The following is a 15,595-nucleotide window of genomic DNA, read 5'->3' as shown; positions in this document are numbered from 1 at the left end:
CCCCCCCCCCGATCCGGTAGCGGCCCGAGACCGGCGGCAGCAGCTGGCCCCGCCAGCGGATGCTGAAGCCATCGTTGGGGATGCCCTGCCCCGGTGCGGCTTCACCGCGGGCCAGCAGGTTGTCGGTCGGCGAGCCGCGGTCCCAGCGGAACCCGATCTGGGCATCGGTGCGCACCAGCGCCGGCGTCCCTGACAGATCGGGCGTACGGAAGTACTCACCGCGCAGGCCACGTTCCGGGGAGTCGGCCGACGGGCGCAGATACGCCGCCTCGATCAGCGGCGTCGCGCTGGGATCGTCGCGCCCTTCGACCAGGTCCACGCCACGCGCATAGCGCACCTCGATGCCCTTCGCCGCGTCGCGGATGCCCTGCAGGATCGTCACCGGTGCCGCCGGTGTGCCGAAGTAGTTGCCGAGCAATGCCATCGTGTCATCGGCGGTCGGCCCGACCACGGCGATGCGCTTGAGGTTGCGTGGCAGCGGCAGCACGCCATCGTTCTTCAGCAGCACCAGCGATGCCTGTGCGGCCTTCAGGGCCAGCGCATCGTGCGCCGGGGCCTGGTTCACCGAGGCCGGAATCTGAGCCCAGCGCACCCGCTCGGGCGGATCGAACATGCCCAGCCGCATCCGCGCGGTGAACAGGCGCGTCACCGCATCGTCGATCTCGGCTTCGCTGATCAGGCCTTGGCGTACGGCGGCCGGCAGCGTGGCGTATTCCTGGCCGCACTCCAGCTCGGTGCCGTTCTTGACCGCCAGTGCCGCCGCGGCCTCGCGGCTGGGCACGATTTTGTGATGCTTCCAGATATCGACGATGGCCCAGCAGTCGGACACCACGTAGCCCTTGAAGCCCCAGTCCCGGCGGAGCACGTCGCGCAGCAGAAACGTGCTGGCGCTGGCGGACTCGCCGTACACCCGGTTGTAGGCGCCCATCACCGCGTCGACCTGGCCTTCCTTCACCAGTGCCTCGAAGGCCGGGAGGTAGGTGTCGTACAGGTCGCGCTTGCTGGGCCGTGCGTCGAAGTGGTGGCGGTCGGCCTCGGGACCACTGTGCACGGCCAGATGTTTCGCCGTGGCGTCGAGCTTGCGGTACACCGGGTCGTCGCCCTGCAGGCCGTGCACGAAGGCAACGCCCATGCGCGCGGTCAGGTACGGGTCCTCACCGTAGGTTTCCTGGCCCCGGCCCCACCGCGGATCGCGGAAGATGTTGATGTTCGGCGACCAGTAGGTCAGGCCTTGGTAGCGGCCATGCGACCCCTCGCGCACGAACTGGTGGTGCTTGGCGCGCGCCTCATCGCTGATGGTGGTCGCGACCTGCGCCATCAACGGCACATCGAAGGTGGCGGCCAGCCCGATCGCCTGCGGGAAGACGGTCGCCTGCCCTGCCCGCGCCACACCGTGCAGGCCTTCGTTCCACCAGTCGTAGGCCGGAACGCCCAGGCGCTCGATGGCCGGCGCGGCGTTCTGCATCTGGGCGGCCTTTTCCTCCAGGGTCATCTGCCCCACCAGCGCGGCGGCGCGGGTTTCAAAGCTGGCCGAGGTGTCCAGCCAGGGCTGGGTTTCCGCCGCATGACCGACGGTCGCCGCTGCCATGGCAGCGCACAGCACCAGGGTGCGGAAGATCGGGCCACGACGGCCACTGCAGAGGTAAGGCGCACGCGTCATCATTTGCTCCTCAAGGCGCGCTCGTCGCGCGCGAATGGTCCCAGCAGCGCGCCGACAAAGCCGCCTGCGCGATCCGTACTCAACACCGTTCCGTCCACGTCGTCGGCGAGCGTTTGCCAGCCCTTCCCATCACCCGTGTCGAATGCGAACGCATAGCTGCCCTCGTCACCGGCGATCTTCAGGCGCAGTGACGGGGACGCCGTCGCGGTGCGCGTGGCCAGGGTGCGGGTCACTCCGCTGCCATCGCGCCCTTCCAGGAAGACCGCCACGCGATCCCCGCCGAGGCTGCGCACGCCCAGGAAGTACCAGTAACTCTCGCTCTGGAACGCAGCAAGGCCCGCCGCCACACCCGTCGCCGGCCGCGTCATGTCGGCGCTGGCCTCGAAGCGCAGATGCTGCTGACGGCGGCCAAGGAAGGCGGGGTTGCGCAGCGTGTCCAGGTTCTCCGGCAACGGATGCACGGCCAAGCTACCCGGACGCAGGCCCAGGTCTGCCCACGCCTGTTTGGGGACGCGGACCTGCAACCATCCCGCGCCCAGCGTCGGTGCATCGAAGCCGTCGCGATCGAGGAAGTTGCCGGTTGAAGGCGCCTGTGAGGCATCGCCCTGCATCCACGATGGCGCCTTGACCACGTACGGGATGGCCTGCTCGGCCGGCAGGATCACCGGCCAGCCATCCCGCCACTGTACGGGCAGCAGATACGTCTCCCGCCCCGTGTTGTAGTGGCGCGTCTGGTAATTGCGACTGGCCAGGAACACCGCCCACCAGGCGCCGTCAGGACCTTCCACCAGATCGGCATGGCCGGCGTTGGTGATCGGCAGCGGCCGGTCGTCCGGCAGGTCGCGCTGGGTAAGAATCGGATTGCCCGCATACGGAAGGTACGGCCCCCAGACCTCGCGGCTGCGCAGGACCACCTGGGAATGCTGCGGCCCGGTACCGCCCTCCGCGTCGGAGAGGTAGTACCAGCCGTCGTGCTTGTAGACGTGCGGCCCCTCGATCCAGATCGGATTCTTCGCCGGCTCCACACCACCGTCGATCAGTACCTTGCGCGGCCCGACCGGTGTGAACGCGGCCAGATCGATCTGCTGCATCCAGATCGCGCGGTGACCCTCGTAGCGCTGCGGACCGGGCGGCACATCGTTGTTCACCAGGTAGACGGTGCCGTCTTCGTCGAAGAACAGCGACGGGTCGATGCCCTCCACGCTGGGCAGCCAGTGCGGGTCGGACCAGGGGCCGGCAGGGTCGCGCGCGGTCGCGATGAAGTTGCCGCCACTGTCGACCGCCGTGGTGACCACATAGAACATGCCGTCGTGGTACTCGATCGCCGGCGCGAAGATGCCGCGCGATACGCTCAGTCCATCGAAGTCCAGCTGCGTGGGGCGGTCGATCACGTTGCCGATCTGTTTCCAGTGCACCAGATCGATGCTCTCCAATACCGGAATACCCGGGAAGTAGGTGAAGCTGGAATTGACCAGATAGAAGCGGTCGTTGGCGCGGACGATGCTCGGATCCGCATGGAAGCCGGCCAGGATCGGATTACGGTAATGACCGGCGGGCAGCGGCGCTTCAAAAGCCGCGTCGTGACCGGCGTATTCAAACCAGTCGAAGAACACCGGCGGCGCCGGCGTGGCGCCGAGCGATGGCGCAGCAGGCAGCAGCAGGAGCAGCGTGGCAATCAGCAGACGCATCAGGGGACCTCTGCGGCGGTGAAGGAAATCTCGAAGGGGCCGGCCGGCGCACCACTGCTGTCGCGCAGCGTGCAGATCGGGCCGTCGGCCCAGCAGTAGCGCACACGCAAGGGGGCGCTACTGTAGTGCCGGCCGCTGGCCGGCTCCACGCAATCCACGCAATCCAGGCAATCCCGGCACGACAGCACCACCTCGCGCCCCTCCAGCACCGCCTCGGCATAGCGGCAGTGCCGTGCATCGGCGTCACAGAGCTCGAATCCTATGGGGCCGTTCGCACCGGTCGTGACCAGGGTGCCGGTGACATTGTCGAACGCAATCCTTGCTTCGCCCTGCCCGCGCGACACGGTGCGAACCGTCGGGCCGGCAGGTGCCAGCGCCCGCTCGCCGTAGACCACCTGACGCGCCACCCGGGCCAGGCGCCGGCCCAGCTCCTGTTTGTTGGGTGGGTGGATGTCGTACGCATCGCCGATGTCGATGGCGACCGCGAGCCCGGTATGCGGGTCTTCCGCCGCGACGCGACGTTGCGCCTCGCGCACCTGCGCCCAGCCACTGTCCACGGGCGCTTGGGGCGGCTGCCCATAACCGGCCAACTGCACCACCAGCAACGGCAGCCGCGCACCGAACCGGCTGCGCCAGTCATCGCGCAGGCTGCGCAGCCGGTTGGCATAAGCGGCACCGTCACCCGTGTTCGACTCGCCTTGGTACCAGAGCATCCCACGCAGGCCATAGCCGCCGAGCGGCGCGATCATGCCGTTGTACAACGTCGACAGACCCGTGGCGGCATGCCAGGGCGCCAGCGGCGGTGCCTGTGCACCGGGCGCCACCCGGTAGTGCCACGGTGCGTCCAGGACGATACGCGTGCCGTCGTCCAGCTCCACCGCGTGGGCGGCGGCCGGTCCCGACAGCCCACCCTCGCCGTAGGTATCCAGCACGTTGATCACCACCGTGTTCTCACCGGCGTTCAAGAGACCGGCCGGAAGTGTGTAACGCCGCTCCTCCGCTGCACCGTACTGGCTGCCCACCGCCACGCCGTTGACCCAGGTCATGTCCGTCTCATCGATGGCGCCCAGCGCAAGCCGTGCACCCTGCGCCGCCTGCGCGGCGGTCAGCGTGACCTGGGTGCGGTACCAGACCATGCCGTTGTATGCGGCAAGCGCCGGCACGCCCCAACGCTCCCATGCCCCCAGCGCGGCCGGTGACGTGTGCCATGCCGTGCTGTCTGCGCCCGGCTGCCAGGGGGTGTCGCCTTGCCGGGCTCCTTCGCGCTTCGACCACCACTGCTGCCATACCTCGCCCCAGCCTGCGGTTGCCGCCGCAGGGTTGCTCGCGTAGAGCGCGAACAGGTCAAGCGCGGGGTCCATGCCCCCCTGCGTACGCAGCGCGTCGGCGCTGGTCCACGCCTCGATCCGCGAGCCGCCCCACGCCGCCTGGATCAGCCCCATCGGGACGTCGATGGTCTTCTGCAGTTCACGCGCAAAGTAGTAGCAGGCGGCGGAAAAGTCGCGCACCGCGGCTGGCGACGCCGGCTTCCAGGCCGCCGGCGCCGGGAACGTGCTCTGCGGCGTAACGGCTGCCGCCTTGGGCACGGTGAACAGGCGGATCGTCGGGTGCGTGGCGGAGGCGATCTCACTGTCTGCGTTGAGCGCGCGCCACACCGGCAGTTCCATGTTCGACTGCCCGGAACACAACCAGACATCGCCCATCTGCACGTCATGCACGTTCTGGGTGGCCGGCCCGGCGCGGACGGTCATGTCGTGAGGGCCGCCTGCGGGGATGGGCTGCAGCGTTGCACGCCACTGGCCGCCGGCATCCGCGCGCGTGGTGACGGTTTGTCGTGCGAAAGCCACGGAAACCGGAGTGCGGGGCGGAGCATGGCCCCAGACCGGAATCGGTTGGTCGCGCTGCAGCACGGCGTGATCCTGGAAAAGTGGATGCAGCAGCGGTGTTGCCGGTTCCTGTGACACGGCCGGCATGCCAGCGCATGCCACGGCGGTCGCCAGCATCCAGACGATCACCCGTGTCCGACTCATCGCCCATCTCCCGGCGCGGACGGAAACTGCAGGCGCTGGTACCAGCCCAGCGCGTGTGGCGGCGCGGTTTCGCCCGCAGGCAAGGGCCTGCCGCTGATCGATTGGAAGTACGCGACACTGGCATCGCGCCACCACTGCGCTTCGCGCCGCTGGATGCCGAGGAAGGCGGCGACCTGCGCATGCCGCTGCGCATCCACCCTGCCCTGCAGGCCCGCCCAGGTGGCCTGCATGCCCTCTACCTGACGTATACCCAGGGAGTAACGCCCCACCAGTTCGTCCCACAACGGTCGTCCTGACGCCATGCGGTGATCCCACGGGACATGGTGGAACCACAACAGCAGCGGCTCCGGCACCCGCGCCAGGTCGCCGTACACGGCGGCCACCTCGGGGGCGTACTGGGCCACCGCGTTGCTGCCGCGCGCGGTGCGATCAAAGCCGATGCCATCGCGGTCGGCGCGGTGGTAGTACACGGCGGTCCAGTCCGCGCGCGGACCACCGTCCACCCAAGGGCCGGGCCCGTAATGGTGCCCGCGCGCCATCAGGTGGTGCAGGCCCAGCGGCGTCATGTAGTTCACCGCGGCCTCGCGCGAGACCATCATCATGTCGACGATGGGCACGACCACCTCGGGATCCGGCGCGAACGTCATCGCTGCCCAGTCCGCCGCGATGTCGCGGGCGGGCTGGGCCGGATTCCAGGCGAGACGGCCGAAGGCGTACCAGTTGGCCTGGTCGAAGTGCGACCCACTCCAGGTGCGATCGCTGCCGATGTTGGCCACGCCGGCGATCCCGGTCAGAAACTGCGCGACCGTGGCGCCCGCGCCGCGTGCGTGGGTATCGGACTGCAGCACCTCCTCGTACAGCGGCCCCAGGTACACCAGATGCGTGGCGAAGCCGAGATACTCCTTGGTGATCTGGACCTCCATCATCAGCGGCGTGCGTGGCATGGCCCCGAACAGGGGATGGAACGGCTCCCACGGCTGGAAGTCGATGGGCCCGTTCTTCACCTGCACGATCACGTTCGGGCGGAAGTCACCGTCCAGGCCGGCGAATTCGGTGTAGGACTGCGTGGCGCGGTCCTCGGGAACCTCATGCGCGTAGACGAAGGCGCGCCACATCACCATGCCGCCATGCGGTGCCAGCGCGTCCGCCAGCAGATTGGCCCCGTCCGCATGCGAACGGCCATAGTCCTGAGGTCCGGGCTGTCCTTCCGAATTGGCCTTGACCAGGAAGCCGCCGAAATCCGGAATGTGCGCGTAGATCTCGTCAGCCTTGTCGCGCCACCAACGTTGCACGTCCGGGTCGAGCGGATCGGCGGTTTTCAGCCCGCCCAGCTCGATGGGGGCGCTGAAGCGCGCGCTCAGGTACACGCGGATGCCGTACGGCCGGAACATGTCCGCGAGCGCGGCCGCTTTGATGAGATATGCCGGCGCAAGGCTCTGCGCGCTCGCGTTTACATTGTTCAGCACGGTGCCGTTGATGCCGAGCGAGGCGTTGGCACGCGCATAGTCCGTATAACGCGGGTCCCGCCACTCCGGCAGGGTCTGCCAATCCCACAGCGAGCGACCCGCATAGCCGCGTTCGACATAGCCGTCCAGGTTGTCCCAATGGTCGAGCACGCGTAGCCGGAGCCGGGGTGATTCGCGAACCTCAAGGGCATCGAGTGACGCGCCGGTCTGCAGCAGTCGCAGCAGATGGAACACGCCATACAGGACCCCGATATCCTGGCGTGCGGCCACCAGCAGCACCTCGCGCCCGCCGATGTGCGCACGCCTGAGCAGGTAGCCATCGTCGCCAAGTGAGTCAATCTCCTTGCGGAGGGGCGCGATCACGGCCGACGAATCCGGGGTGCCCAGCACCACGGTGGGGTCCGCGCTGGGCGCCATCTGCATCCGCGGCGCGAGGCCCAGCAGGCCGGTGAGGCCACGCACAAGTTCCTCGCGCGCGGCACGTTGCGTCGGGGTGTGATCGGGGGCCACGACCCCGCCCAGCCGTGTCCGGTAGTCCGTCGCGAGCGTCGGTTCCAGCGGTGCGTAGCGCAGCCAGAGGGCGTAGCCGTCCTCTGCGCGCACGCTGCCCGCGCAGGCGAAAAGTGCCACGGCGACACCCAGTATCCAGTGACACCGCTCGACATTCCGGCGCAGCAGCAGCGTCGCCAGCAAACCTTGTAAGCTGGGGATGTGCCCGCCTCGCGGCAGCGTCACAAAGAAGAAAGGCAACACGCATTGGACAAGCCGAAGAAATCGGTCCGCCGCAAAACCAGTGGCGTGACGATCGACGAGGTGGCTGCACTGGCCGGGGTATCGCCGATGACCGTGTCGCGCGCGATCAACCAAGGCAAGGTGCGCGATGTCACGCGCGAACGGGTGATGCGCGCGGTGCGCGAACTGGGCTACACGCCCAACCTGGCCGCGAGTTCGCTGGCCGCGGCGCAGCACACGCGGATCGCGCTGATCTACACCAATCCCAGTGGCGCCTACCTGCGGGAGCTGCTGGTCGGCCTGCTGCGTGTCGCGTCCAACGCGGCCATCCAGCTGGTCATCCATTACTGGGACAACTTCGACCCCGAGGCCGAGCGCAACGCTGCACGCGCCTTGGCCGGACGTGTGGATGGCGTCATCCTGCCGCCGCCGCTGTGCGAGTCGCAGGCGGCCGTGACCGAGCTGGTCAAGGCAGGCATCCCGGTGGTCGCGATCGCATCTGGCCACTTCAGCAACGATATTTCCTGCGTGCGCATCGACGATTTCCACGCGGGCAAGCAGATGGCCGAGCACCTCATCCAGCACGGTCACAGCCGTATCGGCTTCATCTGCGGCCGCAGCGACCTCAGTGCGAGCGCGCGTCGCTACGATGGGTTTGTCACCGCCCTGCAGGAGGCAGGGCTGCAGGTCGAACCCGGCCTCGTCGAACAGGGGGATTACACCTACCGTTCCGGGCTTGCCGCGACCGAGAAGCTGCTGTCCCAGCGTCGGCCGCCCACGGCCATCTTCGCCAGCAACGACGACATGGCCGCGGCGGCCATCTCTGTTGCACACCGACGCGGCCTCGAGGTGCCCCGCGATCTGTCGGTCGTGGGCTTCGATGACACCTCGGCGGCAACGACCGTCTGGCCCGAGCTCACCACCCTCCATCAACCCATCGCCGCGATGGCCGACGCCGCCATCGATATCCTGTTGCGCACCATCCGCCGCAAGGGCGACGACACGCGCGTGTTGACCGATCACGTCATGCCCCACCGGCTGGTGGTGCGCGACTCGGTCGCGCGCCCTCCCAAGCGCTGAGGGCGCACGCCGCATCGTCACGCGCCGGGGCATGCGATGGTGGCCTCCGCTTCATTCAAGGCGCCCAGGGCAACGCGTGACACCGAGAGCGTCATCGCGCCTGCCGTCCCGATCGACCAGGGGCGATCCAGCTTGCCGACCTCCGCGCCTGCCGCCGCCAGACACTTCAAGGGCACGCCGACGCGGGTCCATTGGCCCACGGGCAGCTTTGCCAGCGCCGGTCCGAGCGCGACGCGTGCCGAACAGCCCGTGCCGCAGCCCACGGACAACCACGCCTCGCCCTGGGGTGCGGCGTCGACGCGCATCGTCGTCAACAGCATCAGGTCGCCGTTGCTCTCGCGCTGCAGGTCCAGCGGCGTGTGCGACTGCAGCGCGACGATCGCCTCACCCTTGCCCGACCACGCCAGACGGCGGCCATCTTCCTGCGCCAGGTGATCCACACCGGTGACGTTCAGCAGGTCGCCCTCGAGGGATTCCGGCACCTGGGTGACGGTCACCCCCTGCCCGGTGCTGCCCTCCAGCCGCAGGGCCATGCCGGAGCCGGCATCCCCGCGCGCGAAGAACACCCCGGCGGCCCCTTCGTTGCCGGTCACGCCCGAGGCTTCCGGCAGCGCGGCCAGATCGCCGTTGTCGGCATAGGTCAGGCCGAAGCCGAAGGCGAACAGGGGGTTGTAGTCCTTCTGCCCGACATTGTTGGCGTACTGCGTCGCGGTGCGCGGCCAGCTGAAGCTCAGCTTGCCTTTGAACTCGTGCTGCACGCTGCCATCCGGCCTGCGCAGCAGCACATCGGCAATGCCGGCCCCTTCCGAACCAGGCAGCCAGGCCGCCACGAAGGCATCGGCGGCATTGATCTCACGATTCACCCAGAGCGGGCGTCCGCTGAGGAACACCGCGATCACGGGGATGCCGTCGGCCTTGAGCCGCTTGATCAACGCGAGATCCGCGTCGTCCCCCGGCTTGTAGGCCAGGGTCGGCAGATCGCCCTGGAACTCCGCATAGGGGTTCTCGCCGAACACCACCACGGCCACATCCGGTTTCGTGGTGTAAACGCCGTCCACCGCCAACTGCGCTTCGCCGCCAGCGGCCTTGGCCTGCTGCGCAATGCCCTCGAAGATCGTGTTCGCGTTCGGGAAGTCTTTGCGGGTGGTGCCGGTGCCCTGCCAGTTCAGCGTCCAGCCACCGGACTGCTTGCCGACATCGTTGGCGCCGTCACCGGCGACCAGGATGCGTTGCTTCGGCGACAGCGGCAGCACGCCGCCCTGGTTCTTCAGCAGCACCAGAGATTCGCGCACCGCCTGGCGTGCAACCTCACGATGCGCCGGGGCACCGATCAGCGCGAACTGGCCGCCGACCACGCGCGACGATGGTTTGCCCGCTTCGAACAAGCCCAGCCGCATCTTGACCCGCAGGATCCGGCGCACGGCGTCATCCAGGCGCGCCTGGGTGATGGTGCCGGCCTTGACCGCCGCCAGTGTGGTTTCGTAGAACCCCTTCCAACTGTCCGACGCCATGGCCATGTCCAGGCCGGCGTTGATGGTGGCCGGGCAATCGGTGGTGGTGCAGCCCTTGACCTGCCCGTGGCCGTTCCAGTCGCCCACCACAAAACCACCGAAGTTCATGCGGCCCTTCAGCGCATCGGTCAGGTACGGCTTGTTGCCGTGCATCTTCTCGCCGTTGACGCTGTTGAAGGAGGCCATCACCGTCTGCGCGCCCGCCGCGATGGCGGGCGGATAGCCGGCCGCGTGGATGCGCACCAACTCGGCCTCGCTGATCCGGGTATCGCCCTGGTCCTTGCCATCGGTGGTGCCGCCGTCACCGAGGAAGTGCTTGACCGACGCGATGACATGACGACCGTCAAGGAAGCCCGGCGAGCCCACCTTGCCCTGCAGGCCTTCGACCATCGCGCCGGCAAAGCTGGCCACCACCTCGGGCGACTCGGCGTACCCCTCGTACGTACGCCCCCAGCGGTCGTCCTGCGGTACCGCCACGGTCGGCGCGAACGCCCACTCCATCCCGGTCGCACGGGTTTCCAGCGCGGTGATCTCACCGATACGGCGCAGCAGTTCCGGGTTGCGGGTCGCGCCCAGGCCGATGTTGTGCGGGAACAGGGTCGCGCCGGTGATGTTGCTCTGCCCGTGGACGGCGTCGATGCCGAACAGCACCGGGATCGCCTTGCCGCCCTGCGAGGTGTCCATTGAGGCCGCATAGAACGCATCGGCCAACGCCAGCCATTCGGCCGGCGAGGCATCGTAGCGGCCGCCGGGATCGGAGTTGCCGCCCGCGAGGATCGAGCCGAGCCGGTAGGTGCGCAGGTCCTCCGGCGTGATGCTGGCGATGTCGCCCTGCACCAGCTGACCCACCTTTTCCTCCACTGTCATGGTGTCCATCAGCTCGGTGATCCGCTTCTCCAGCGCGGCATCCTGGGGCAGCGGCCAGGCCACCTGCGGCCACGGATCCGGATCGGCCGCCGCAGGTGCAGCGGCCTTGTCATCGTTCCCGCAGGCAGCCAACACCCCCATCAGCGCGGCCAGCAGCACGCCACGGCGGGCGTGGGCAAGGCATCGATTCGTCATCGTGTTCATCCTTCCATCTGCTCCAGTTCCTTGCCCTTGGTTTCGTGCACATACCTGAGCACAAAGAAAACTGAGATGACGGCCGACGCCAGGTAGAGGCTGTAGGTCGCCGCGAGCCCGATGGCGGCCAACAGAATGGGGAACGTCACCGTGACGGCGAAGTTCGCGGTCCATTGCGCCGCCCCCGCCACGGCCAGTGCCGAGCCGCGGATCTGGTTGGGGAACATCTCGCCCAGCATCACCCACATCACCGGGCCCCAGGAAACATTGAAGAACACCACGTAGGCATTGGCCGCCACCAGCGCCAGCGTGCCCATGCTCCCGGGCAGCTGCAGGCGCCCATCGACCAGCGAGCCACTCGCGAAGGCGACCACCAGGAGCGCCAACGATACCGCCATGCCGGCTGAGCCGATCCATAGCAGCGGCTTGCGCCCGATGCGGTCGATCAGCAGCACGGTGACGACGCAGGCGCCAATGCTGAGCGCACCGGACAGCACGTTGATCAGCAGTGCGTCGTTCTCGGAAAAACCGACCGCTTGCCAGAGCACGGCGCCGTAGTAGAACACCACGTTGATGCCGACCAGTTGCTGGAAGATGGCCAGGCCGATGCCGACCCAGACAATCGGCCGCATCCTCCCGGTGACCTTGCTGCGCAGGTCCGACAGCCGCGGGCGATGGTGGTCGGTCGACAGCGAGGCGTCGATCTCGGCCAGCTTGGCCTGTGCCTCCGCACCGCCGAACAGCCGCGTCAGCACGTGCAGCGCCTCGTCCTTGCGGCGCTTCACCACGAGGTAGCGTGGGCTCTCCGGAATGGTCAACAACAGTGCCAGGAACAGCAGCGAGGGCACCGCCTGCATCCAGAACATCCAGCGCCACGCCGCATACCCGCCCCACAGCGCCTCGGTCGAGGCACCGGCGGTGGCCGCCAACAGATAGTTGGAGAGGAACGCGACGGTGAGGCCGCTGATGATGGCGATCTGCTGGACCGTCGCGAGGCGGCCACGGTAACGCGCCGGCGCAACTTCGGCGATGTACGCCGGCGAGATCACGCTGGCCGCACCCACCGCAAAGCCCCCCATCACCCGCGCGATGATGAACAGGGTCGAGGACGCCGCCGCACCCGCCCCGATCGCCGACAGCAGGAACAACACCGCCGAGATGATCAGCACGTTGCGTCGCCCCAGGCGGTCGGACAGCCGGCCGGCACTGAAGGCACCGATGGCGCACCCCAACAGCATCGAGGCGATCTCGAACCCCTGCATCCACTCGCCGGACCTGAACGTCTGGTGCAGCCCGTCCTGGGTGCCGTTGATCACGCCGCTGTCGAACCCGAACAGGAATCCGCCAATCGTCGCCACCACGCTGATCAGTACGATCAGCCGGGTATTCTCCCCACCGCTCACTGCCTGGTTCATTGCCCTGCCCCTCCCCGGTTCGGTGTCATCGCTGCGAGCTATCGCACTCAGCGCAGCAGGTACTGGTTGAGCAGGTTCTCGTAGCGTTCCTGCTTGCCGCTGGTCTGGCTGGGCTCACCGCCCTTGGCACCCAGTGCGGCCAGGTCCGTGAGGCTGAGCGAACCGCGCGCGAACTCCTTGCCGGCACCACTGTCGAAGCTGGCGTAGCGGGCCTTGCGCCACTGTTCCAGCGGCGAGTCGTTCAGCAGCGCGTGGGCCACTTCCAGCCCGCGCGCGAACGCGTCCATGCCGCCGATGTGGGCGATGAACAGGTCTTCCATGTCGGTGGATTCACGACGCAACTTGGCGTCGAAGTTCAGACCGCCCTCCAACCCACCCTGCCGCAGTACGACCAGCATCGCGCCCACGGTGTCGTAGAGGTCGGTCGGGAACTGATCCGTATCCCAGCCGTTCTGCGCGTTGCCGCGGTTGGCGTCGATGCTGCCCAGCAGGCCGTGGTCCGAGGCGACCTGCAGGTCGTGCTCGAAGGTGTGGCCGGAGAGCGTGGCGTGGTTCGCCTCGATGTTGAGCTTGAAGTCCTTGTGCAGGCCATGCTCTTTCAGGAAGCCCGCCACGGTCGCGCTGTCGAAGTCGTACTGGTGCTTCATCGGCTCCATCGGCTTGGGTTCGATCAGGAAGTTGCCCTTCAGGCCGATGCTGCGGCCATAGTCGCGCGCCATCGTGAGGAACCGCGCGAAGTGATCGACCTCGCGCTTCATCTGCGTGTTCGCCAGCGAGGCATAGCCTTCGCGGCCACCCCAGAACACATAGTGTTCGCCACCCAGTTCAACCGTCGCTTCCAGGGCCGCCTTCACCTGCACGGCGGCGCGCGCCACCACGGCGAAATCCGGATTGGTGGACGCACCATTCATGTAGCGCGGGTGCGAGAACAGGTTGGCCGTGCCCCACAGCAGTTTCATCCCGGTCGCATCCTGCCGCGCCTTGGCCAGGCCCACCATGTGCTTCAGGTTCTTCTCGTACTGGCCGACATCGTCCGCATCCGGTGCCAGGTCGATATCGTGGAAGCACCAGTACGGCACGCCAAGCTTGGTGAAGAATTCGAACGCCGCGTCCACCTTCGCCTCGGCGGTCGCCATCGGCGAGCCGGTTTCCCACGGGAAATTGCGGGTGCCCGGGCCGAACGGATCATGCCCGGCGTTGCAGAACGTGTGCCAGTAGCAGGCCGCGAAACGCAGATGCTCCTGCATCGTCTTGCCGCCGATCACCTTGTCCGCGTCATAGACCTTGAACGCGAGCGGATTGTCCGAGCCCCGGCCTTCGAAGGGGATGCGGCCGATGCCCGGGAAGTATTCCTTGGCGCCGATGAAGGGTTGATTGCTCATGGTGCGTCTTCCTGTCGTTGTGCGAGGTGGTGCGTAGAGGGATCAGCCGCGATACAGCGGCGTGAGAGCGTCGAGATGTCGCAGGAAACGTGCATAGGCCGTGGCATAGGCGTGCGTACGCATCGGATCCGGGTGAGCGGACTGCAGCGGATCGACCGCAACGTGCCGGCCCGCGATGTCGGCGATGGAGGCGGCGTCACCGCGCGCGTGACCCAGCGCCCACAGGGCCTGCAATGCCGCACCGAACGCCGCCCCCTCGGACTGGGTCGGCACGTCCACCGGCAGGCCGAAGACGTCGGCCACCATCTGCCGCCACTGCGCGCTGTTGCTGCCGCCACCGGTCAGCACGATGCGGTCGAACCGCATGCCCGCGCGGACGAAGGCGTCGTATCCATACTTCAGGCTGTAAGTGGCGCCTTCCATGGCCGCGCGGTAGAGGTGCGCCGGGGTCATGTTCGTCGTGTCCAGACCGGCCAGGACGCCCTTGCCCAGCGGCAGGTCCGGCGTGCGTTCGCCATTGAGGAACGGCAGCATCACCAGGCCGTCGGCACCGGGCGAGGTCGCCCGCAGGTGCCCATCGCCATAGCGGGTGCTGAAGCCGAAGGCGTCGGCGACCTGTTCGGTCACCACGGTGCAGTTCATCGTGCAGATCAACGGCAGCCAGCCACCGGTGGACGAGCAGAACGCGGCCCAGGCGCCATCCGGATCGACCACGGGCGTGTCCGAATAGGCGAACAACGTGCCCGAGGTGCCGAGGCTCATCGCCAGGCGGCCGGGCACGACGCAGCCGGTACCGATGGCCGCCATCATGTTGTCGCCCCCGCCAACCGCAACCTTCACCGTCCTGGGAAGCCCCAACACGCCCGCCGTGGCCGGATCGATGTCGAACAGCTCGTCGGGCGCGGCGATGCGCGGCACGCAGAGGGCCAGGTCGCGCTCCGGATCGGTCGCGCGCAGCAGCGCGGCTGACCAGGTCCGGGTGCGCACGTCCAGCCAGCCCGTGCCCGACGCATCGCCATACTCGCAGAAGCGCTGGCCGGTCAGCACGAAGTTGAGGTAATCGTGCGGCAGCAGGATCGTGGCGAGCCGGGCGTAGGCGTCGGGCCGGTGCGTCTTCGTCCAGGGCAGTTTGGACGCGGTGTAACCGGTCAGGATGGGGTTGCCGGCCAGCGCGATGGTGCCCGCTGGTCCGCCGAGTGCGTCCATGATCTGCACGCACTCGGCCGAGGTGCTGGTGTCGCACCACAGCTTGGCCGGCGCGAGGACCTCCCCCGCAGCGTCGACCGGTACGAAACCGTGCTGTTGCCCCGAGACCGCCAGCGCGGAGATGCGGGAACGAACCTTGGAATCGATCGCACGAAAGCAGGCCTGAAGGGCCGCGACCCACGCGGCCGGCTGCTGCTCACGGCTGCCATCGGCGGCGGACGCCAGCTCCAGAGGTGAGCTCGCGCTGGCAATGAGTTGCCGCCCGGCAGGGTCGTACACCACGACTTTCAGACTCTGTGTACCTGCATCGATTCCTGCAACCAGATCCATCTATCTCATCCCGTGGGTGTATGGAGGTAGCGC

8 protein-coding genes and 1 pseudogene are annotated in these 15,595 nt (G+C 67.9%); 1 reads left to right on the top strand and 8 read right to left on the bottom strand.

Annotated elements, in window-relative coordinates; genetic code table 11:
* From ACE026_RS02200 to ACE026_RS02185, 4 genes and pseudogenes are all read right to left on the bottom strand, one after another.
* Positions 1 to 1,588, bottom strand: a pseudogene (locus tag ACE026_RS02200) (glycoside hydrolase family 3 N-terminal domain-containing protein); the annotation flags it as partial.
* Positions 1,589 to 1,659: 71 nt separating this feature from the next.
* Positions 1,660 to 3,348, bottom strand: coding sequence for a glycoside hydrolase family 43 protein (locus ACE026_RS02195; protein ID WP_486037565.1), 1,689 nt, complete (start codon positions 3,346 to 3,348; stop codon positions 1,660 to 1,662).
* Positions 3,348 to 5,378, bottom strand: coding sequence for a sialate O-acetylesterase (locus ACE026_RS02190; protein WP_486037563.1), 2,031 nt, complete (start codon positions 5,376 to 5,378; stop codon positions 3,348 to 3,350). Before ACE026_RS02190 ends, ACE026_RS02195 begins: the two co-directional genes overlap by 1 nt.
* Positions 5,375 to 7,525, bottom strand: a complete 2,151-nt coding sequence (locus ACE026_RS02185) for an alpha-glucuronidase family glycosyl hydrolase (protein WP_486037689.1) — start codon at positions 7,523 to 7,525, stop codon at positions 5,375 to 5,377. The genes ACE026_RS02190 and ACE026_RS02185 overlap by 4 nt, the downstream gene beginning before the upstream one ends.
* Before the next feature lie 75 nt (positions 7,526 to 7,600).
* Between ACE026_RS02185 and ACE026_RS02180 the strand changes: the two genes are divergently transcribed.
* Positions 7,601 to 8,656, top strand: a complete 1,056-nt coding sequence (locus ACE026_RS02180; RefSeq protein WP_486037561.1) for a LacI family DNA-binding transcriptional regulator — start codon at positions 7,601 to 7,603, stop codon at positions 8,654 to 8,656.
* Between the two features lie 17 nt (positions 8,657 to 8,673).
* Here ACE026_RS02180 and ACE026_RS02175 read toward each other — a convergent pair whose 3' ends face one another.
* From ACE026_RS02175 to xylB, 4 genes are read right to left on the bottom strand one after another with little or no spacing between them, the layout of a single operon-like run.
* Positions 8,674 to 11,238 (bottom strand): glycoside hydrolase family 3 protein, encoded by a 2,565-nt coding sequence (locus tag ACE026_RS02175; RefSeq protein WP_486037559.1) that lies wholly within the window; start codon positions 11,236 to 11,238, stop codon positions 8,674 to 8,676.
* Positions 11,235 to 12,644, bottom strand: coding sequence for a sugar porter family MFS transporter (locus ACE026_RS02170; RefSeq protein ID WP_486037557.1), 1,410 nt, complete (start codon positions 12,642 to 12,644; stop codon positions 11,235 to 11,237). The genes ACE026_RS02175 and ACE026_RS02170 overlap by 4 nt, the downstream gene beginning before the upstream one ends.
* Before the next feature lie 47 nt (positions 12,645 to 12,691).
* Positions 12,692 to 14,026: a xylose isomerase gene (gene xylA, locus ACE026_RS02165; protein WP_486037555.1), complete on the bottom strand. Its 1,335-nt coding sequence runs from the start codon at positions 14,024 to 14,026 to the stop codon at positions 12,692 to 12,694.
* A gap of 42 nt (positions 14,027 to 14,068) precedes the next feature.
* Complete coding sequence (xylB, locus tag ACE026_RS02160; RefSeq protein ID WP_486037553.1) at positions 14,069 to 15,562, bottom strand: xylulokinase; 1,494 nt, start codon at positions 15,560 to 15,562, stop codon at positions 14,069 to 14,071.
* Between the last annotated feature and the right edge of the window lie 33 nt (positions 15,563 to 15,595).

The organism is Stenotrophomonas sp. AGC87 (assembly GCF_057333975.1).
Note: the sequence above shows the minus strand (reverse complement) of the source record. Positions and strands in the feature narration are given on the sequence as shown.

Coding starts and splice junctions, on each gene's coding strand:
- xylA (WP_486037555.1), bottom strand. CDS start 14,026: ATGAGCAATCAACCCTTCATCGGCGCCAAGGAATACTTCCCGGGCATC.
- ACE026_RS02170 (WP_486037557.1), bottom strand. CDS start 12,644: ATGAACCAGGCAGTGAGCGGTGGGGAGAATACCCGGCTGATCGTACTG.
- ACE026_RS02175 (WP_486037559.1), bottom strand. CDS start 11,238: ATGAACACGATGACGAATCGATGCCTTGCCCACGCCCGCCGTGGCGTG.
- ACE026_RS02195 (WP_486037565.1), bottom strand. CDS start 3,348: ATGCGTCTGCTGATTGCCACGCTGCTCCTGCTGCTGCCTGCTGCGCCA.
- xylB (WP_486037553.1), bottom strand. CDS start 15,562: ATGGATCTGGTTGCAGGAATCGATGCAGGTACACAGAGTCTGAAAGTC.
- ACE026_RS02190 (WP_486037563.1), bottom strand. CDS start 5,378: ATGAGTCGGACACGGGTGATCGTCTGGATGCTGGCGACCGCCGTGGCA.